This window comes from Cryobacterium roopkundense (genome assembly GCF_014200405.1).
Taxonomy (GTDB): domain Bacteria; phylum Actinomycetota; class Actinomycetes; order Actinomycetales; family Microbacteriaceae; genus Cryobacterium; species Cryobacterium roopkundense.
Window position 1 is genome coordinate 3,726,720 of the sequence record NZ_JACHBQ010000001.1, and the last position, 18,065, is coordinate 3,744,784.

The following is an 18,065-nucleotide window of genomic DNA, read 5'->3' on the forward strand; positions in this document are numbered from 1 at the left end:
TGGCCGACTACTCCTGGCACTGCGCGGCCTGCGTCTTCACGCAGATGTCGCGGATGGTGTCGTAGTACTCATCGCTGACCGGCTCTGTGGAGTAGAACGTGGCGCGGAAGGCATCCGTATCTGCAGAGGTGATGCCCGACGCGATGATGTCGTCGATAGTCACCTCGGCGAGCAGGTCGGTGAGCTGCGTCTTCATCTCGTCGGGAAGCGTGTCGGAGACTACGATCGGGGCGCCGGGAACCATGGTCTCGGCGATCACCTTCACCGAGTCGTTCTTGGCGACCTCGCTGTCTTCGGCGAAGCCCACCTCGCACTCCTTGCCCTCGCCCACCTTGGTGACGCTCACGTCGTGCTTTCCGGCGAAGACCGGCGTCACGTCGGCGACAGGGTCGATGCCAGCTTCGAGCAGGTTGTACGAGGGGAAGAGGTAGCCGCTCGTCGACGACGGGTCGACGAAGCACACCTTTTTGCCGGCGAATTCGTCGATCGAGGTGATCGGGCTGTCGGCGGGAACTATAGCCTGCGAGAAGTAGCCCGGCTCCTGGCCCTCCTCGGTGACGATCGAGGAGATCGGCGTGATAGCCGCGCCATTCGTCGTGGCCGTGAGATAGGTGAACCCCGAGAAGGAGGCCACGTCGATCTTGCCGGCGATGGCCGCCTCGATCAGGGCCGCGTAGTCGGTGGACTCGTGGTACTCCACGGTCTTGCCCGTCTCGGCCTCGATATAGTCCATCAGTGGCTGGTAGTTGGTCTGCGTGTCGACGGAGTCGGGCACGACGCCGAAGACGAGCGTGTTCTCGTCGGCCGCGTAGCTCGCGGTGCTGTCTGTGGCCGTGGCCGAAGCATCGGCGGCTGAGCAGGAGGCCAGGCTCAGGGTGAGCAGAACGGCGGCACCGGCGGCGATCGCGGTCTTGGTGGCAATGGTGCGGGCGTTGCTGCGGTGAGAGAGGGAGCTGGTGATAGCCACGTGAAACCTTCCAAAAGTCGAGGGCAGTACGTTCAGCTACGTTAGGCAGCCCACGCGAACGGCCATGTCGAGGGCGGTAACCGGCAGGTGAACAGGGCGTGACCGGCGCTTCCCGCCCGAGAACAGCCAGCAGGTGAAGTGTTGAGGCCCCCGAAGGTGCGCGAACGGATCTGGTGCGGTTGACTGGGCTCACCTCCCAGCTCACCAACCAGAAGGCGGAACCGGCATGACGAGCATTGATCACGACATCCCGGCCCGAAGCACACTGCTCCACGGCGCATACTTCGAGCCCATCGCCCCGGGCCGCTACCGGCCGACCGAGCATGCCGGCGGAGCGTGGAACGCCGACGAGATCCACTTCAGCCCGCTGGGCGGCCTGATCGTGCACGCCATCGACCTGCACCGAGCCGCCGAAGAAGGCGGCGCCAACGGCATGGAGCTCGGGCGCATCAGCTTCGACATTCTGGGCTTCCTCGCCGCCGAGGAGTGCGAGATCCAGGTCACGACCATCCGCCCCGGCCGCACCATCGAGCTCGTGGAAGCGACCGTGATCATCGCGGGCCGTACCGCCGTACTCGCCCGCGCGTGGTTCATCGGAACGGCCGACACCACGACTGTCGCCGGCGGCGAACCGGAGCCGATGCCCTCACCCGACAGCGCCTCCCCCTGGCCGATGGCCGCGACCTGGCCGGGCGGCTACGTCGCCTCCCTCGAGCCGAGGACCGTGGCGCCGCCGCTGCCCGGAAGAAGCGGCGCGTGGCTCCGATCCGAGATCGCCCTCGTCGCCGGGCAGCCCAGCAGCGCGCACGCCTCATACATCGCCCTCGTCGACACGGCCAACGGGGTCGCCGTGCGCGAGTCGCCCACTGAATGGATGTACCCGAACCTCGACCTCACCATCCATCTGCACCGCCAACCGACCGGCCACTGGGTGGGCCTGGACACCACGGTCACGTTCGGGCCGGCCGGCCATGGCCTCACCAGCAGCGTGCTCCACGACGAGGACGGCCCCATCGGCCGCGCCGAGCAGATCCTCACCGTACGCCCGATGCGCTGACCCCGAACACGCGCCACGCGCTCGCGAGAGCGGGCTGGTTGTCGGCTTCAGGAGCCTGGGCCGACAACTACCCGCTGTCGCGGCGGGGGCGCGGCGCGACTAAAAGGTGTCGTCGTTGAGGCCAAGGAGCTCGGCGAGGTCCGCGATGCTCTCGATCACGGCATCCGCTCCGGCCTCCTCGAGGGTGTCGGCGTCGTGGGCGCCGCTCAGCACGCCCACCACGAGGCCGGCGCCGGCATTGACACCCGAAATCATGTCGCTCGCGGTGTCGCCCACGACGACCATGGCTGCCACGTTCGTGGCACCCGTGCGCAGCAGCGCCATGAGCGGCAGGTCGGGATACGGGCGGCCGCGGCCAGCATCCGTTGGTGAGAGCGCGAGATCAATGTGGTCCTTCCAGCCGAGCTCCTCAATGATGGCCTGCTGAGTGGCGCGGGAGAAACCCGTGATCAGGGCAATCTTCACGCCCACCTTGCGCAGGTCGCGGAACAGGTCCTCTGCGCCTTCGATGCCCCGGACCCCACCCTCCTGCAGGAGTTCGAGGTAGGTGCTCTCGAACACCGCGTTGGCATGCTGGGCCGCGTCCTCGTCGGTAGCGAGCGCGCGGAAGACCTCCATCTTGGATCGACCCATGGTCTCGCGCACGTAGTCGAGGGCCTCAGCGAGCGCCTCGTCGGTGTCGGCGATTCCCACGGTGCGCACGGCGAGCGCGAAGGCGCGCTCCACGAGGCCCTCGTCTTGCACTGTCGTCCCCGCCATGTCGAACACGACAAGTTCCACGTCCAGGGGGTCGAGGTCGTCCGTTTCGTATTCAGTGGTGACGGTTTCACTGATGGAGATCATGTTTCGCCTTTCGGTAAGGGTCGGCAGCTGAACGATAGCGCGGTCGCATGGGCGATCCATTCCCCCAATCGGGGAACTCTCAGCCGGCCCCCCAGCTCGCCGGGGTAGCCTGAGCGCGCAGCAGCCACACCGAAGATCACAGGAGATTATTCGTGTTCACCAGCCCTTACGCCCCCGTCGAGATTCCCGATCTCAGCATCTACGACTACCTGTTCGGCGACATCGACGAGGCAGATCTGGATCGTCCCGCGGTCACCGACGGCAAGAGCGGCGAGAGCACGAGCTACCGGGAGCTGATCACGCAGATCAACGCGGTCGCCGGCGCGCTTGCGTCACGTCGCGTGGCCGCCGGAACCGTGGTGGGACTGCTCAGCCCGAACAGCCCCGAGTTCACGAGCGTGTTCCACGGCATCCTTCGGGCCGGCGCCACGGTCACGACTTTGAACTCCCTCTACACGGCCGAGGAGATCGAGCGCCAGCTCTTGGATTCCGGCGCGACCTGGCTCGTCACGGTGACAGCCCTGCTGCCAGCCGCCGCAGCCGCGGCACGAGCGCTGGGCCTCGACGACGACCACCTCATAGTGCTCGACGGCGAGGAGGGGCATCCGTCGTTCGCGCAATTGCTGGCAGAGGATGCACCGGCACCGGTCGTGCGCATTCGCCCGGCCACCCACGTGGCCGTGCTGCCCTTCTCGTCGGGAACGACCGCCCGGCCCAAGGGAGTGATGCTCAGCCATACAAACCTCGTGGCGAACGTGCAGCAGGCCCGCGATCTGATCGGCGTGGTGCCTGAAGACCGAGTGCTCGCACTGCTGCCGTTTTACCACATCTACGGAATGACGGTTCTGCTCAACCTCGCCTTCAAGCAGCGCGCCACCCTCGTGACGATGGCCAAATTCGACTTCGTTGATTTCCTGCGCCTGATTCAGGATGAGCGTTGCACCTACGTGTTCATCGCGCCGCCGATCGCGGTGGCCGTCGCGAAGCATCCGCTCATCGATTCGTACGACCTGTCGAGCGTGCACACCATACTGTCGGGGGCGGCGCCACTCGATGGGGCGCTGGCCGCAGCTGTGGCAAGCCGCCTCGACTGCCGGGTGTTGCAGGGTTACGGCATGACCGAGGCGAGCCCGGTGACTCACCTGATTCCGATCGATGCCCCGCACCTGTCGCGGGCATCGGTGGGAGTGACCCTGCCGAACATGGAATGCAAGCTCGTGTCAACGGAAACCGGCGAGGAGATCGAGCTGCCGGCCGAGGGCGTGAGCGAGCGCGGCGAGCTGCTCGTGCGCGGGCCCAACGTGATGCTCGGTTACCTCGGCAATGTAGAGGCCACCCGGCACGCAATCGACGCGGAGGGGTTTCTGCACACCGGCGACATCGCCACGGTGAGCGCGCTCGGCGAGGTGACCATTGTGGACCGCAGCAAGGAACTCATCAAATACAAGGGGTACCAGATTGCGCCTGCGGAACTCGAGGCGTTGCTGCTCACGCACCCGCATGTGAACGACGCTGCCGTGATCGGCGTCAACGACGAGGACGGCCAAGAGATCCCGAAAGCCTTCGTGGTGATCGTTGCGGAGGCGGGAGTCACGGGCGAGGACATCATGACCTTCGTGGCCGAGCGGGTGGCGCCGCATAAGAAGGTGCGCAGGGTGGAGTTCATCGAGGCGATTCCGAAGACCGCCTCTGGCAAGATCCTGCGCAAGGACCTTCGCGCCCGCGAGGTCGTCGCCCCCTGACCCGCGCTTGGCTTGGTCTCGTCGCCCCTCCGGGCATAACTCCTGCAGATTGAGCGGCCCCGACCGGACTTCCGCGTAATTCCGAGGCTGATTTGTGGCCGGCGCGGAAGGTGCAGGAGTTATGAGCCGGGACGCTACCCGGAGACGCCCGGCGTCGACATCACGGCGAGAATCACGGCGAGAATGGCCCCACCGAAGAGCACCCAGAACAGCATGAACAGGCCGCCAATAACGATGCCGGTGATCGCCATGCCCTTGCCGGCCGGCTCACGCTTCAACGCGAGGATACCGAAGATCAGGGCGCCCAGCGGCACTAGGAAGGTGAAGCCGAAGAAGATGGATACCAGCCCGAGCACGAGCGCGGTGGCGCTGAGCCCGGTGGACTGGGCGGCGTAGACCGGCTGATAGGCGATCGGGGCGTTGTACGGCGAGTAACCGTTCTGCTGGTACTGCACGGGGTGCTGCGAATTGGGCAGCTGTGGGTTCGATGGGTTGGACATGGTTTCTCTCGCTTTCCGCCGCCCCAACCAACACGGGTTGCGGGCATGATGCGCCCAGCATATCGCCGCTCCGACCGGCTGAAAAGCACGCACACGCTCGCGGCTGCGCGCGCTACTCTTCGAGTGTGACTCCTCCCCCACACAGCCCGACGCACCCGCCGTCACGGGTCTGGCTGCCCGCCGATACGGCACTGTGGACCACCTGCCACATCGTCGCCGACACCGTTCACGGACGGATGCCCGAGCACCGCATCGACACACTCTTTCCCCTGGCCAACGATGAGGTGGCTCTTGCGGCCGGCAATCTGTTCATGGATTCCTTCCATGCCGCCGGAAACGGTTCCTACGACCGATCCTCAACCTTCGCGTGGGGCACCGGAGTGTTCGGGCTCGCACTGGCCGCGGGAACGCTCGCTGCGAGCGCGGCCAGCAACGCATCCCGGCGCAACCAGGCCGCCGCCGATGCGCAGCTGGCCTGGCGGCCGCTGTTCGGCGGCACGCTTTTCGTCACCAACGGCGGCTTCTACATCCAGACCATGCAGGGACTCTTCCCGTGGAGCTGGGAGGCAATCGACCTCATGCAGGTCGTGGGTTTCAACATGATCATCCTGCAGGCCCAGTCAACGAGCGGCCCGATCACCTGGCGCCTCACGTCTGAGTGGGCCGAACTCGTCTTCGTGCTCTGGGCGTTGCGCAGACACCCGAGCCATCCGCAACTGCGCGACGGCACCTGGCTGCCGGAGAACTGGCTGCCGTGGGCGACAGAGCAGGGCTATCGCGCGCACCTCGACCGCCCCCAGCTCAGCGCTTAACCGCCTGGCTTCCCCGCCACGTGGGCATAACTCCTGCAAATCAAGGCGGCCCAGCCGGAGTTCCGCGTGATTCCGGGGCCGAACTCTGGCCGGCCTGCAATCTGCAGGAGCTATGCGTCGGAGAGCAGGGACAGCGGCCAGGCCGGGGGCGACAGGTAGACTGAGCGGGTCAAGCATCCGCTATATCTGGGAGAACGCCACGTGACCGCTGTTACCACCACCCACTCCCGCGGCGTCGCCGACACCGTTGCGAACGCCGCCGCGACTCCCGAGAAGGAGCAGCCGTACGGCGCCCTCGGGCTGAAGACCGACGAGTACGCGAAGATCCGTGAAATTCTGGGCCGTCGCCCCACCTCGGGCGAGCTGGCCATGTACTCCGTGATGTGGAGCGAGCACTGCTCTTACAAGAGCTCCAAGATGTACCTGCGCCAGTTCGGCGACAAGGTTTCCCCCGCCATGAAGAAGAACCTCATGGTGGGCATGGGCGAAAACGCCGGCGTGCTCGACGTGGGCGAGGGCTGGGCCGTCACCTTCAAAATCGAGTCGCACAACCACCCCTCGTACATCGAGCCGTTCCAGGGCGCCGCGACCGGCGTGGGCGGAATCGTGCGCGACATCATCTCGATGGGCGCCCGCCCGGTCGCTGTGATGGACGCCCTGCGGTTCGGCGACATCCACGATCCAGACACCGCCCGCGTCGTGCACGGCGTGGTCTCCGGCATCTCCTTCTACGGCAATTGCCTCGGCCTGCCCAACATCGGCGGCGAGACCTACTTCGACTCCGTGTACCAGGGCAACCCGCTCGTCAACGCGCTCTCCGTGGGAGTGCTGCGTCACGAAGACCTGCACCTCGCCAACGCGCGCGGCGCCGGCAACAAGGTGATCCTGTTCGGTGCCCGCACCGGCGGCGACGGCATCGGCGGCGCCTCCATCCTCGCCTCCGACACGTTCTCAGCTGGAGGTCCCACCAAGCGCCCCGCGGTTCAGGTGGGTGACCCCTTCGCCGAGAAGGTGCTCATCGAGTGCTGCCTCGAACTGTTCCAGGGCAAGCTCGTCGAGGGCATCCAGGACCTCGGCGCCGCGGGAATCTCCTGCGCCACGAGCGAGCTGGCCTCGAACGGCGACGGCGGCATGTTCATCGAGCTCGACAAGGTGCTGCTGCGCGACCCCACTCTCACCGCCGAAGAGATCCTGATGTCGGAGAGCCAGGAACGCATGATGGCCGTCGTCACGCCCGAGAAGCTTGAGGGCTTCCTCACCGTCACGAAGAAGTGGGACGTTGAAACCAGCGTGCTCGGCGAGGTCACCGACACCGGCCGCCTCATCATCAACTGGCACGGTGAGGAGATCGTCAACGTTCTCCCGCGCACCGTGGCGGTCGACGGCCCGGTGTACGAGCGCCCGCTCGCGTACCCCACCTGGATCGACGCGCTACAGGCTGACACCGCATCCGTTCTGCCCCGAGCGCTCGATTCCGAGACGCTGCGCGCCCAATTCCTCGACCTGCTCGGTTCGCCGAACCTCGCCGACCCGAGCTGGATCACCGACCAGTACGACCACTACGTGGGCGGCAACACCGCGCTCGCGTTCCCCGACGACGGCGGGATGATCCGCGTCGACGAGGAATCCGGACTCGGCTTCGCAATCGCCACCGACGCGAACGGCCGCTACTGCCAGCTCGACCCGTACCGCGGCGCACAGCTCGCCCTCGCCGAGGCGTACCGCAACGTGGCTGCCACCGGCGCGATCCCGGCCGGCGTGAGCGACTGCCTCAACTTCGGCTCCCCAGAAAACCCCGAGGTCATGTGGCAGTTCCGCGAGGCGGTCACCGCCCTGGCCGACGGATGCCTCGAGCTCGGCATTCCCGTCACCGGCGGCAACGTATCGTTCTACAACCAGACCGGCGACCAGCCGATCCACCCCACCCCCGTGGTGGCCGTGCTCGGCGTGATCGACGACGTGGGACGCCGCACCCCGAGTGGCTGGCAGGACGACGGACACAACATCTACCTGCTCGGCACCACCGCCGAAGAGCTCGACGGCTCCGCCTGGGCCGGTGTCGTGCACAACCACCTCGGCGGTCGCCCGCCGGCCGTGGACCTCAGCCGCGAGGTCGCCCTCGCCGGGCTGCTGCACGCCGCGAGCAAGGAAGCGCTCGTCGACAGCGCGCACGACCTCAGCGAGGGCGGGCTCGCCCAGGCCCTCGCCGAAGCGGTGATGCGGTTCGGCGTAGGCGCCCGGGTGTGGCTCGGCGACATCTGCGAGCGTGACGGCGTCGACGCATCCGTTGCTCTGTTCTCGGAATCGGCCGGTCGCGTCATCGTGAGCGTGCCGCGCGAGGACGACGTGAAGTTCCTTGGTCTCTGCAAGGGTCGCGAGTACCCGGTGCTGCGCATCGGAGTGACGGATGCCCAGCTGCACGCCCTGGAGATTCAGGACCAGTTCTCGGTGAGCCTCGCCGACTTGCAGGCCCGTCACCGCTCCACCCTGCCGGCGGCCTTCGCCTAACCAAAATCTCGCTGGTCGGCCTGCGGGGAGCTTCTCACCTGGTCTCGATCGCTCGTGCCTCGCGCCTCGCGCCTCGACCTGCGGACTCGCTGGTCGAGGCGCGACGAAGGAGCGATCGAGACCTCGCAGGCCGACCCTCACCGGGCGGTTGCGGCGTGCCGCTACGCGAGGGCGCGGCGCGCGAGCGTGTCGTAGCGCACCGCCAATTCCTCCGGCGTGAGGGCGCCGTCGAGCCGGTACCACTGGGCGACGCCGGTGCACATCGTGACGATCGCGAGACTCGCCTCGTGCGGGTACTCGGTGCCAAAGGCTCCCACGGCGACACCCGCGTCGATGATTTCGTCGACCATGCGCTGCTGCCGGTCCCTGGCAGCAATGTGTTCGCTGCGCGCCTCCCCTTCGAGGCTGCGGATCTCGCTCGCGGCGATGAACGCGAGGTCGCTGCGGTGCGCGTGAAAGAGCACGAGACACTCGATCAGGAGTCGAAACCGGTCCTCGACGGCCGGTCCGGCCTCGGCCAGGGCGCTCTCGCACCGATCCAGCAGGTCGCGCATGGCAAACTGCACGATCGACACGAGGAGGGCGTGTTTGGACGGATAGTGGTGGTAGAGACCAGGCACCGACAGCCCCACCCTGGCGGCCACCGTGCGAATTTTCGTGCCGTGGTAGCCGTGCTCCACGAAGCAGTCGAGCGCGGCCTGCAGCATGGGCGGCGGAGCGCCGTCCGTGTAGTCCCGCCAGGCCCGCACGGGGCCGCCGACGTGGGCCATATCGGTCATCTGCGTCACATGCGGCTCACTCTCTCGGGGCTCTCACGGTAAAACCGATTGTGTGCACAACCTTGACACACAACATCCGTTCATCAATACTAAGGCTACCGAGCGATCGCTCGGTAGCGAATTCTTGAATCGTTTTCCCGGCGATGAGGCCAGGGAGAAAGGTGACACCGTTGACATTCGATTCCCTGGTCCAGGCGTGGCACGCGCGCACCGACGCCAACCCGCAGCAGGTTGCCCTGCGCTACTTCGACGGGGCGATGACCGCCGCCGAGGTCGACCGGGCCTCCGACGCCCTCGCCGTGGCGCTATGGGAGACCGGAACCGTCCGCGGCGATAGGGTCGGCCTCTACCTGCAGAACGTTCCGCACTATGCTCTCGCGCTGCTCGCCCTCTGGAAACTCGGCGCCGTTCCACTGCTGCTCAACCCCATGTACAAGCACACGGAGCTGCGCGCACTGATCGACGATTCCGGTGCCGTCGGCATCATCTGCGCCGACACCGACGTGGCCGAGACCAGCAACACGGTGGCGAACGGCACGGTGCGCTGGCTGATCAGTACCTGCGCTCGCGACTTTCAGACTGAAAACGATCCCCGGGCCTTCCCGGAAAAACCCGCGAAGCAGGAAACGGATGCCGTGGCATCCGCTGTCGCCGACATGGTCACCCTGATTCGGCTCCACGACGGCCAAGCGCCTGACCCAATCACCCTCACCCGCAGCGACCTGGCCCTGCTCAGCTACACGTCCGGTACGACCGGCCCACCTAAGGGCGCGATGAACACCCACGGCAACGTGCTCGAGGTCGCTACGACCTTCGGGGCGTGGGCCGGTCTCGCGCCCAACGACGTCGTGCTCGCGGTGGCCCCGCTCTTCCACATCACGGGCGCGGTGATCAACTGCGCGATCTCGCTCATCACCGACACCACGCTCGTGTTCACCGGTCGCTTTCACCCCGAGATCGTGCTCGAGGCCTTCCCCCGGCACGGGGTCACCTACACGATAGGGTCGATCACGGTCTTCAACGCCCTCCTCGAGCTGCCGCATGCCGGCACGGGCCACTTCGCATCCGTCAAGACCCTGTACTCGGGCGGCGCCCCCATCCCCCCGGTCACCGTCGAACGCTTCCGAGACCGCCTCGGTGCGTACATCCACAACGCCTACGGCATGACCGAGACCACCTCGGGCGTCATCGCCGTGCCTTCGGGCACGGTCGCCCCCGTGCACGAGCCGAGCGGCACGCTCTCGATCGGCCGACTCCTGCCGCAGATGACCGCCCGCACCCTCGACGCCGCCGGCTCCCCCACGCTGCCCGGCGAGCAGGGCGAGCTCGAGCTCTCCGGCCCGCAGGTCATTCCCGGCTACTGGAACAACGCGGCCGCCACCGCCGAGACCATGCCGGGCGGATCGTTGCGCACCGGAGATGTTGCCATCATCGACGACCTCGGCTGGGTGTACCTTGTCGACCGGCTCAAGGACCAGATCAACGTCTCGGGGTTCAAGGTGTGGCCGCGTGAAGTCGAAGACGCGCTGTACGCGCATCCCTGCGTGCACGAGGCGGCGGTGATCGGCGAAGCGGATGCCTACCGCGGCGAAACCGTGGTGGCCTTCGTCTCGCTGAAGGCCGGCACCCACGCCACGGAGACTGACCTCGTCACGTTCGCGAAAGACCGGCTCGCCGCGTACAAATACCCGAGATCCATCCACATCATCGACGACCTTCCCAAGACCGAGACCGGAAAGATTCGCCGCGCGGAGTTGCGCGGGAAAGGACATTCATGAGCAACGCCACTCCTCGTCTGGCGGGCAAGACCGCCCTCGTCACCGGAGCCAGCCGCGGTATCGGCCTCGCCATCGCGCACCGACTCGCAGCAGAGGGCGCCCGGGTCTGCATCACGGCGCGCGGCGCCCAGCCGCTGCAGCAGGCCGTGGCCGAGTTCCCCGCAGACAGCGTGATCGCCGTGGCCGGAAAGTCCCACGACCCTGCGCACCGCGCGGAGGTTCTCGACACCGTGGCGCGTGAGTTCGGATCGCTCAATATCCTCGTGAACAATGTGGGCATCAACCCCGTCTACGGCCCGCTCATCGACCTCGATCTCGACGCCGCCCGCAAGATCGCCGAGGTGAACCTGTTCGGCACCCTCGCCTGGGTCCAGGACCTGGTTCACCACCCCGGGCTGGACTTCGCCACCCGGGGTGGGTCCGTCATTAATATGTCGTCGGTGACCGGCGAGACAGCCTCGCCCGGCATCGGCTTCTACGGCATCACGAAGGCCGCTGTCGCACACCTCACTCGCACCCTCGCCGCCGAGATGGGGCCGACCGTTCGAGTGAACGCCGTGGCGCCCGCCGTCGTGAAGACCCAGTTCGCGAAGGCGCTCTACGAGGGCAAGGAAGCCGAGGTCGCCGCTCAGTATCCGCTCGGCCGCCTCGGCCTGCCCGATGACGTGGCCGCCGCCGTGGCCTTTCTCGCCTCCGATGACGCCGGCTGGATCTCCGGCCAGGTGCTGAACCTCGACGGCGGCCTGCTCGCCGCCGGCGGCGTCGCCTAACCACGCTGTTGCCCGAAAGGACCCCGAATGACTGATTCGCCCTCGACCCTCTCACCCGAACACCTCGAAGACCTGCGCCTGCGCACCCGGAACTTCATCCGTTCCACGGTCATCCCCGCCGAGCCCCACCCCGGCGAAGCGCTCGACGCGGCCACGCGCATCCGCTTGCAAATGGCCGCGAAGGAGGCGGGGATCTTCGCCCCGCACGTATCGACGCGGTACGGCGGCCAAGGGTTGCCCATCGAGCACTGGTCCGTGATTTTTCAGGAGGCCGGCTACTCACTGATCGGCCCGAGCGCGCTCAACTGCATGGCGCCCGACGAGGGCAATATGCATATGCTCGCCCTCATCGGCACGGAGGAGCAGAAGCAGCGCTACCTCGTGCCGCTCGCTAACGGCGACACCCGCTCGTGCTTCGGCATGACGGAACCACACCCCGGAGCGGGCTCCGACCCGGCCGCGCTGCTCACGACCGCCACCAAGGTCGACGGCGGCTGGTCGATCACCGGTCACAAGCGCTTTACGAGCGGCGCCCTCCTGGCCGACTTCTGCATCGTGATGACCCGCACCGAGGCCGTCGGCGGCTCGCCCGCCGGTGCCACCATGCTGCTCGTCGACCTCGCCAACCCTGGCGTTCGGGTGGGCAAACTCATCCATACCATGGACAGGGCCATCGACGGCGGGCATCCGCACGTGCACTTCGAGAACTGCGTCGTGCCGGATTCGGCTGTGCTCGGCGAGGTCGGCAAGGGCTTCACTTACGCCCAGGTTCGGCTCGGCCCTGCCCGGCTCACGCACTGCATGCGCTGGCTCGGCCTCGCCCGCCGCTCCCTCGATATCGCGCTCGACCGCATTGAACGTCGCGAAATCTTCGGCTCGCCCATGAAGAACCTCGGACTCGCGCAGGAACTCATCGCCCAGTGCGTGATCGACATCGAGACCTCCGATGCCATCATCACCAAGACAGCACTGCTTCTGGCGACGGACGCGAAAGCCGGCTCGGCTCTGTCCTCGGTCGCCAAGGTGTACGTCTCCGAGGCTGTCTGCCGGGTGATCGACCGTTGCGTGCAGCTCTGCGGCGGCGACGGCGTCTCCGACGATCTGCCCCTCGCCTCGTACCTCAACGAGGTACGTCCGTTCCGTATCTACGACGGCTCGAACGAGACTCACAAGTGGGCGATCTCGCGTCGGGCATCCGCTCGCCGTGCGGCGGCCGTCGCGGCTGGCGAACCCTACCTGGCCGATGTGGGAGATGAGTTCTGATGCCGATGATTCCGGACGGCGTCGAGGTAGTGCAGAGCAGAGCGGATGCCGCTCAGCTTGCCTCCCCTCCCCTATTGATCCTCGAAGCCGTCGAGAAATTCCTCGACGCACAGGGCCTCGGCTCGGGGCCGCTGCGCTGGGCACGCATCGGAGACGGGCAGTCGAACGTGACGTACCGCATCGAACGCGGCACCGACGTGTTCGTGCTGCGCCGCGGCCCTCGTCCCCCGCTGCCCAAATCTACCCACGACATGGTGCGAGAAGCGCGGATCCAGCAGCTGGTGGCGGCAGAGGGCGTGCCGGTACCGCGCATCCTCGCGGTGTGCGCCGACGAGTCAGTGCTCGGCGTTCCCTTTTACGTGATGAGCTTTCTCAGCGGTATCACGGTCGCCGACAAGGTGCCCGCGCTGCTCGGCTCGCCGGAGCAGCGCGCCGCCACAAGCGCGGCCGTGGTCGACACCCTCGTGCAGCTGCACCGGGTGCCCGTGACCGCCGGAGGCCTCGCCACCTTCGGCCGGCCGGACGGGTACCTGCGCCGGCAGGTCGAACGCTTCGGCAGCCTGTGGAGCGTCAACACCACCCGAGACCTTCCCGACGTGGCCAGGATCGGCCGCTGGCTGGGCGAGAACATCCCACAGAGCCAGACCGCCTCGGTGATCCACGGCGACTACCGCACCGGCAACCTGCTGTTCGCCGCCGACGCGCCCGCGCGCGTGCTGGCGGTGCTCGACTGGGAAATGGCCACCGTTGGCGACCCGCTCGCGGACCTCGGCTACCTCACCGCCACCTATTCCGAGCCCGGAAGCACCTCGACACCCCTCGAGCTCACCGGCGTCACCCGGCAACCCGGTTACCTCAGCCGGCACGAGCTCGTGGACCGATACCAGGAGCAGATGCCACTCGACCTGCGTGAACTCAACTGGTACCAGGCACTCGCCCTCTGGAAGGCGTCCATCTTCTGCGAAGCGATCTACACGCGCTGGCTCAACGGCGAGCGCCCGGACGACACCTCGTTCGGTCCGTCCCTCGGGGAGGGCATCCCCCGCCTGCTCGACGGCGCCCGCCAGTTCGCCGGCCGCTCGTCCGGCGTCGACTTCTAACTCCACCACCACGCTCCATCCAAGCGCGGCCGCACACGCGTGCCGCGTTCCTCCAGCACGCGCAGAACCAGGCAAAGGAGCCTCTTCTCATGACGCACCCCGCAACATCCGCTCAGCAATTGGGCCGGCAAACCGACCAGACGAGACGCCCCACGGCAGACGACGGCGGGCAGTCGAAACGAAAATCTCTCTTTTCGAGCGTTCTCGGCAACGTGCTGGAATGGTACGAATGGAGCGCGTACGCGGTCTTCGCCCCGTTCATCGCCGCAGCAATGTTCAACTCGGACGACCCCGTTTCTGCCCTGTTGGCAACCCTCGCGGTCTTCGCGGTTGGCTTCCTGATGCGGCCGCTCGGGGGCGTCGTGTTCGGGCACATGGCGGACCGTCACGGCCGCAAGATCGTGCTCGTCACGACGATGCTCATGATGGCCGGCGGTAGCCTCGCTATCGCCATCATGCCCACCTACGGAGCGATCGGCGCTTGGGCGTCGGTGCTCCTCGTGCTCGTGCGCATGCTGCAGGGGTTCGCGCACGGCGGTGAATCCGCCACGGTCTACACGTACGTGGCCGAGATCGCGCCCAAGAAGCGGCGTGGCCTCTGGGGCAGCGTCGTCTTCGTCGCCATCTTCGGCGGTTCCGTGCTCGCCTACGCCGTCGCCGGCGGCGTCACCACCGTGCTCAGCGCGAGCAGCGTTGCCGAGTGGGGATGGCGCATCCCGTTCGTGCTCGGCGGCCTGCTCGCCCTCGCCGCGCTCTACATGCGCCGCAACATGGAGGAGAGCGAGGTCTTTCACGCCCAGAAAGCGGATGCGAAGCAGGCGGACCTGAAGCAGGCGGACGTGAAGCAGGCGGACGTGAAGACAGCGGCGGTCAAGCCAGCCAAGCGATCGGGATCGCAGGTGACCCGTGCGATCCTCCTGATGATCGCGATGACCTCCGGCATCACCGCGGCGCACTACACGTGGACCTCCTATGCGTCGACCTACGCCATCACCGAGAAGGGGATGAACCCTGATACGGCCTTCTGGGTGACGATGGTCGCGCAGATGATCGCCCTCGTGACCTTGCCGCTCTGGGGCATGTTGTCCGACCGGATCGGCCGTCGCCCGATGATGATCGGGTTCTCCGTGCTGATGATCGCCGTCTCGATTCCGCTCAACACCATGATCACGAGCCAAGGCTGGACCCTGCTCGTGGCCTCTGCCACCGCCCTTGTCATCGTGGCCATTCCGGGCGCCCTACTCGCCGCGGTGTTGGCGGAGAATTTCCCCACCCGTGTGCGCACCAAGGCCATCGGCTTCGCGTATTCGATTTCAGTGGCGGTGTTCGGCGGCACGGCCCCGTACCTGAACGCGCTGTTCAATTCGATGGATCTGGGCTGGCTCTCCGGTGCCTACGTGATGGTGCTCTGCGTGTGCACCGCCGTGGCCTGCTTCATGATGAAGGAGACGAAGGGCATCGACCTGAAAGACGCCTAACCGCCCCGCGGCCATCTCGCTGGTCGTCTCTCGTTCGACTGTCGAGCTTGCGAGCTCCCATTCCGCCGGTCGAGCAGCGAGCGTGCGAGCGTGCCGAGACCCCGCGACCAACTTGCAAGACGGACTCACGAGGTCTCGACAGACGCGGGCCCAAAACGGGCCCGCTGCTCGATCAGCGGAAGGGCACGCACAGCATGTGCGGGTCAGCTGGCGAGGGCGAACTCCACCCACAGCGGGTAGTGGTCGGAGATGCGCCAGCTGAGTTTCTCCGGTGGCATGCCGGGGTAGACGAACCTGGGGAAGTCGAACGACCCGCCGTGGTTGGTGTATTCAAGCCCGGACAGCAGTGATTTCACCGGGTGGGTGTTCGTGGTGAACCAGGCGATCTGGTCGTAGAAGTGAGCGGACTTTTCGTCGTCGAAGATGGTGCGCGGCAGCTTGTTCAGCTCGGGCGGCGGGAACAGCCCGGTTTCGACGAAGGCGTTGTAGAGCGGGTTGCCGTAGCGGTCGATGTTGAAGTCGCCGAGCACCAGCAGGTTCTCGTTCCAATCATTTCGGCGGTCTGCCCAGTCCCGCATCCAGCTGGCGAAGGCGCGGATCTCCGGAATGCGTTCACTGACATTGGCCCAGATGATGTGCACCGTTGTCAGGATGAACTCGACTCCACCGCGGGTGAAACTGGCCGCGTACGGAGACCTCGCGAATTGCGTCGCGGTCGCTCGCCGCAGCCCGGTCGGCAGCACGATCTCGCCCACGAGGCCCGAGGGCTGAACCCGGGTCGTGTCGTACAGGAACGTCAGCCTCTCCCCATTGCCAGCGTCGCCCTCGGTGACGTCCGAGGTGAGCACCCGCCAGTGCGGTCCGAGGCTGTCCATCAGAAAACGGAGCGCGGCCACGTCGCGGCGAACTTCCTGGATGGCCGCGACATCCCAGCGGGAGATGATCTCCGCGATGCTCGCGACAGCCCGCCAGTCCCGTTGCGGTTTCGTGTCCGGCGTGGCCGACCACGTGCGAGAGACGCCCGCGAAACCCCGAAGGTTCCAGCTGCCCACGAGCAGGTTGGTGTCGGTCTTGTGCGGAACGACAGCGTCGACCGCGGCACCCAACTGCGTGAGTTCCGTTGCCACGTCCGCTGGCACATCTACCACGCTATCCATGAAAGCACCACTCGGCCCGTCGGGCTAGCCCTTTAGAGGAAGGGCTCCCCGATCAGCGTCTCGGCCCGTTCCCACAGTTTTGCGGCCACGCCGCGGTCACGCGACGTGCGGGTGGCCGGCTGGCGGGTCGGTTTGCCGCGGGTGAGGAAACGAGGGCCGAAGTAGTCGCCGCCGTGGGCATCCGGGTCGATCGCCGCCCGCACGGTGGGCCAGGCACCCTGCTGTTTGCTCTGCGCGCCCACGAGCAACTGCAGCCCGTCGATCACTCGCTTGGCAGGGGTGATCTCGTTGACAGATGGGATGGTGGGCGTCAACCCGGAGATGGAATACCCCGGGTGCGCCACGAGCGACTGCACCATACCCGCCCCGTTCGCGCGCAGGCGACGATCGAGTTCGAAACCGAACACCTGCATGGCGATCTTCGACTGAGCGTAGGCCTTCCACCCGTTGTACGTCGTGGCAAGCTGCAGATCATCGAGCGAGGAGTCCATCAGTCGTGAGATGACCGAGCCGAGCGACACCACACGACTGCCGGGCGTGCGGCGCAGCGCCATCAGCGTGCCCGCCGTCAGTGCAAAATGCCCGAGGAAGTTCGTTGCGAAGATGAGTTCGTTGCCGTCCAGACTCACGAGGCGGTCGGCCGACGGGTGCACGATTCCGGCGTTGAGGATGAGACCGTCGAGGCGCGGCAGCGCGCGCAGGGTCTCCGAAACGTCCCGCACCGATTGGAGGTCCGACACGTCCAGCTGCAGAAACGAGACGGATGCCGCGGGCACGCGCGCTCGAATGGCCGCAAGCGCCGCGTTGGCTCGCGCCTCGTTGCGGCAGGCCAGGATCACGTGGGCGCCCGCGCCAGCGAGCTGTTCGCTCGTAAAATACCCGAGGCCCGCGTTCGCGCCGGTCACTACGAAGGTCTTGCCCACCTGGCTGGGCAGGCTGCGCGGATTCCAGCTCACGACAGGTCGGTCGCGGCGGTTCCGGTGGCGATCTGCACGTGGTGGTGGATGACCTCGGCGATCACGAAATTCAGAAACTTCTCCGCAAACATCGGATCGAGGTGGGACTCGACGGCGAGGGCGCGCAGCCTGTCGATCTGCTCGAGCTCACGGCCGGGGTCGGCGGCCGGCAGCCCGTGCACGGCCTTGAGACGACCGACCTGCTGCGTGAACTTGAAACGTTCCGCGAGCAGGTGGATGAGCGCCGCATCGATATTGTCGATGCTCTCGCGAATGCTGTGCAACTGGTCAATTGCGTCCTGGCCCGCGTCGGCGGGCAGTTCCTCGTGTACGGCCATGCTTCGACGATAATGCA

At 66.7% G+C, this 18,065-nt stretch carries 16 protein-coding genes; 9 read left to right on the forward strand and 7 right to left on the reverse strand.

The features are described 5' to 3' along the window. Nucleotides 1–7 precede the first annotated feature (7 nt). Nucleotides 8–967, reverse strand: a complete 960-nt coding sequence (locus tag BJ997_RS17295) for a phosphate/phosphite/phosphonate ABC transporter substrate-binding protein (RefSeq protein ID WP_236628942.1) — start codon at nucleotides 965–967, stop codon at nucleotides 8–10. Nucleotides 968–1,193: 226 nt separating this feature from the next. Here BJ997_RS17295 and BJ997_RS17300 point away from each other — a divergent pair, with 226 nt between their 5' ends. After that, entirely contained in the window at nucleotides 1,194–2,024 is an 831-nt protein-coding gene (locus BJ997_RS17300; RefSeq protein ID WP_052542220.1) for a thioesterase family protein, read from the forward strand. Between the two features lie 99 nt (nucleotides 2,025–2,123). Here the strand turns inward: BJ997_RS17300 and BJ997_RS17305 are convergent, their stop codons facing one another. After that, nucleotides 2,124–2,867, reverse strand: a complete 744-nt coding sequence (locus tag BJ997_RS17305; protein ID WP_169743169.1) for a phosphonatase-like hydrolase — start codon at nucleotides 2,865–2,867, stop codon at nucleotides 2,124–2,126. Nucleotides 2,868–3,019: 152 nt separating this feature from the next. Between BJ997_RS17305 and BJ997_RS17310 the strand changes: the two genes are divergently transcribed. Continuing rightward, nucleotides 3,020–4,609, forward strand: coding sequence for an AMP-binding protein (locus tag BJ997_RS17310; RefSeq protein ID WP_035836563.1), 1,590 nt, complete (start codon nucleotides 3,020–3,022; stop codon nucleotides 4,607–4,609). Between the two features lie 134 nt (nucleotides 4,610–4,743). On the opposite strand, the gene BJ997_RS17315 is transcribed toward BJ997_RS17310, so the two are convergent. Further along, complete coding sequence (locus BJ997_RS17315; RefSeq protein ID WP_052542221.1) at nucleotides 4,744–5,109, reverse strand: DUF4190 domain-containing protein; 366 nt, start codon at nucleotides 5,107–5,109, stop codon at nucleotides 4,744–4,746. Between the two features lie 125 nt (nucleotides 5,110–5,234). On the opposite strand from BJ997_RS17315, the gene BJ997_RS17320 reads away from it, so the two are divergent. After that, nucleotides 5,235–5,921 carry a hypothetical protein gene (locus BJ997_RS17320; protein WP_152602172.1) on the forward strand — a complete coding sequence of 229 codons (687 nt, stop codon included), beginning with the start codon at nucleotides 5,235–5,237 and terminating at the stop codon, nucleotides 5,919–5,921. Nucleotides 5,922–6,122: 201 nt separating this feature from the next. Next, nucleotides 6,123–8,429: a phosphoribosylformylglycinamidine synthase subunit PurL gene (purL, locus tag BJ997_RS17325; protein ID WP_035836565.1), complete on the forward strand. Its 2,307-nt coding sequence runs from the start codon at nucleotides 6,123–6,125 to the stop codon at nucleotides 8,427–8,429. Between the two features lie 161 nt (nucleotides 8,430–8,590). On the opposite strand, the gene BJ997_RS17330 is transcribed toward purL, so the two are convergent. Beyond that, complete coding sequence (locus BJ997_RS17330) at nucleotides 8,591–9,208, reverse strand: TetR/AcrR family transcriptional regulator (RefSeq protein ID WP_236628943.1); 618 nt, start codon at nucleotides 9,206–9,208, stop codon at nucleotides 8,591–8,593. A 161-nt stretch (nucleotides 9,209–9,369) separates the two neighbouring features. On the opposite strand from BJ997_RS17330, the gene BJ997_RS17335 reads away from it, so the two are divergent. The 5 genes from BJ997_RS17335 (at nucleotide 9,370) to BJ997_RS17355 (ending at nucleotide 15,597) form a co-directional block, all read left to right on the forward strand. Next, the gene (locus BJ997_RS17335; protein WP_221243986.1) at nucleotides 9,370–10,986 is read left to right on the forward strand and encodes an AMP-binding protein; all 1,617 of its coding nucleotides are present in this window, start codon (nucleotides 9,370–9,372) and stop codon (nucleotides 10,984–10,986) included. Continuing rightward, the gene (locus tag BJ997_RS17340) at nucleotides 10,983–11,756 is read left to right on the forward strand and encodes an SDR family oxidoreductase (RefSeq protein ID WP_035836567.1); all 774 of its coding nucleotides are present in this window, start codon (nucleotides 10,983–10,985) and stop codon (nucleotides 11,754–11,756) included. The genes BJ997_RS17335 and BJ997_RS17340 overlap by 4 nt, the downstream gene beginning before the upstream one ends. Before the next feature lie 27 nt (nucleotides 11,757–11,783). Beyond that, complete coding sequence (locus BJ997_RS17345; protein WP_035836568.1) at nucleotides 11,784–13,019, forward strand: acyl-CoA dehydrogenase family protein; 1,236 nt, start codon at nucleotides 11,784–11,786, stop codon at nucleotides 13,017–13,019. Continuing rightward, nucleotides 13,019–14,119: a phosphotransferase family protein gene (locus tag BJ997_RS17350; protein WP_236628944.1), complete on the forward strand. Its 1,101-nt coding sequence runs from the start codon at nucleotides 13,019–13,021 to the stop codon at nucleotides 14,117–14,119. Before BJ997_RS17345 ends, BJ997_RS17350 begins: the two co-directional genes overlap by 1 nt. 89 nt (nucleotides 14,120–14,208) lie before the next feature. Beyond that, complete coding sequence (locus tag BJ997_RS17355) at nucleotides 14,209–15,597, forward strand: MFS transporter (RefSeq protein WP_084141201.1); 1,389 nt, start codon at nucleotides 14,209–14,211, stop codon at nucleotides 15,595–15,597. Nucleotides 15,598–15,800: 203 nt separating this feature from the next. Here BJ997_RS17355 and BJ997_RS17360 read toward each other — a convergent pair whose 3' ends face one another. From BJ997_RS17360 to BJ997_RS17370, 3 genes are read right to left on the reverse strand one after another with little or no spacing between them, the layout of a single operon-like run. Then, nucleotides 15,801–16,754, reverse strand: a complete 954-nt coding sequence (locus tag BJ997_RS17360; protein WP_035836569.1) for an endonuclease/exonuclease/phosphatase family protein — start codon at nucleotides 16,752–16,754, stop codon at nucleotides 15,801–15,803. A 32-nt stretch (nucleotides 16,755–16,786) separates the two neighbouring features. Next, nucleotides 16,787–17,710: an SDR family NAD(P)-dependent oxidoreductase gene (locus tag BJ997_RS17365; RefSeq protein WP_183323636.1), complete on the reverse strand. Its 924-nt coding sequence runs from the start codon at nucleotides 17,708–17,710 to the stop codon at nucleotides 16,787–16,789. Further along, complete coding sequence (locus tag BJ997_RS17370) at nucleotides 17,707–18,048, reverse strand: chorismate mutase (protein ID WP_052542222.1); 342 nt, start codon at nucleotides 18,046–18,048, stop codon at nucleotides 17,707–17,709. The genes BJ997_RS17365 and BJ997_RS17370 overlap by 4 nt, the downstream gene beginning before the upstream one ends. Nucleotides 18,049–18,065: the final 17 nt, after the last annotated feature.

Coding starts and splice junctions, on each gene's coding strand:
- BJ997_RS17300 (WP_052542220.1), top strand. CDS start 1,194: ATGACGAGCATTGATCACGACATCCCGGCCCGAAGCACACTGCTCCAC.
- BJ997_RS17305 (WP_169743169.1), bottom strand. CDS start 2,867: ATGATCTCCATCAGTGAAACCGTCACCACTGAATACGAAACGGACGAC.
- BJ997_RS17315 (WP_052542221.1), bottom strand. CDS start 5,109: ATGTCCAACCCATCGAACCCACAGCTGCCCAATTCGCAGCACCCCGTG.
- BJ997_RS17330 (WP_236628943.1), bottom strand. CDS start 9,208: ATGACCGATATGGCCCACGTCGGCGGCCCCGTGCGGGCCTGGCGGGAC.
- BJ997_RS17340 (WP_035836567.1), top strand. CDS start 10,983: ATGAGCAACGCCACTCCTCGTCTGGCGGGCAAGACCGCCCTCGTCACC.
- BJ997_RS17345 (WP_035836568.1), top strand. CDS start 11,784: ATGACTGATTCGCCCTCGACCCTCTCACCCGAACACCTCGAAGACCTG.
- BJ997_RS17350 (WP_236628944.1), top strand. CDS start 13,019: ATGCCGATGATTCCGGACGGCGTCGAGGTAGTGCAGAGCAGAGCGGAT.
- BJ997_RS17355 (WP_084141201.1), top strand. CDS start 14,209: ATGACGCACCCCGCAACATCCGCTCAGCAATTGGGCCGGCAAACCGAC.
- BJ997_RS17360 (WP_035836569.1), bottom strand. CDS start 16,754: ATGGATAGCGTGGTAGATGTGCCAGCGGACGTGGCAACGGAACTCACG.
- BJ997_RS17370 (WP_052542222.1), bottom strand. CDS start 18,048: ATGGCCGTACACGAGGAACTGCCCGCCGACGCGGGCCAGGACGCAATT.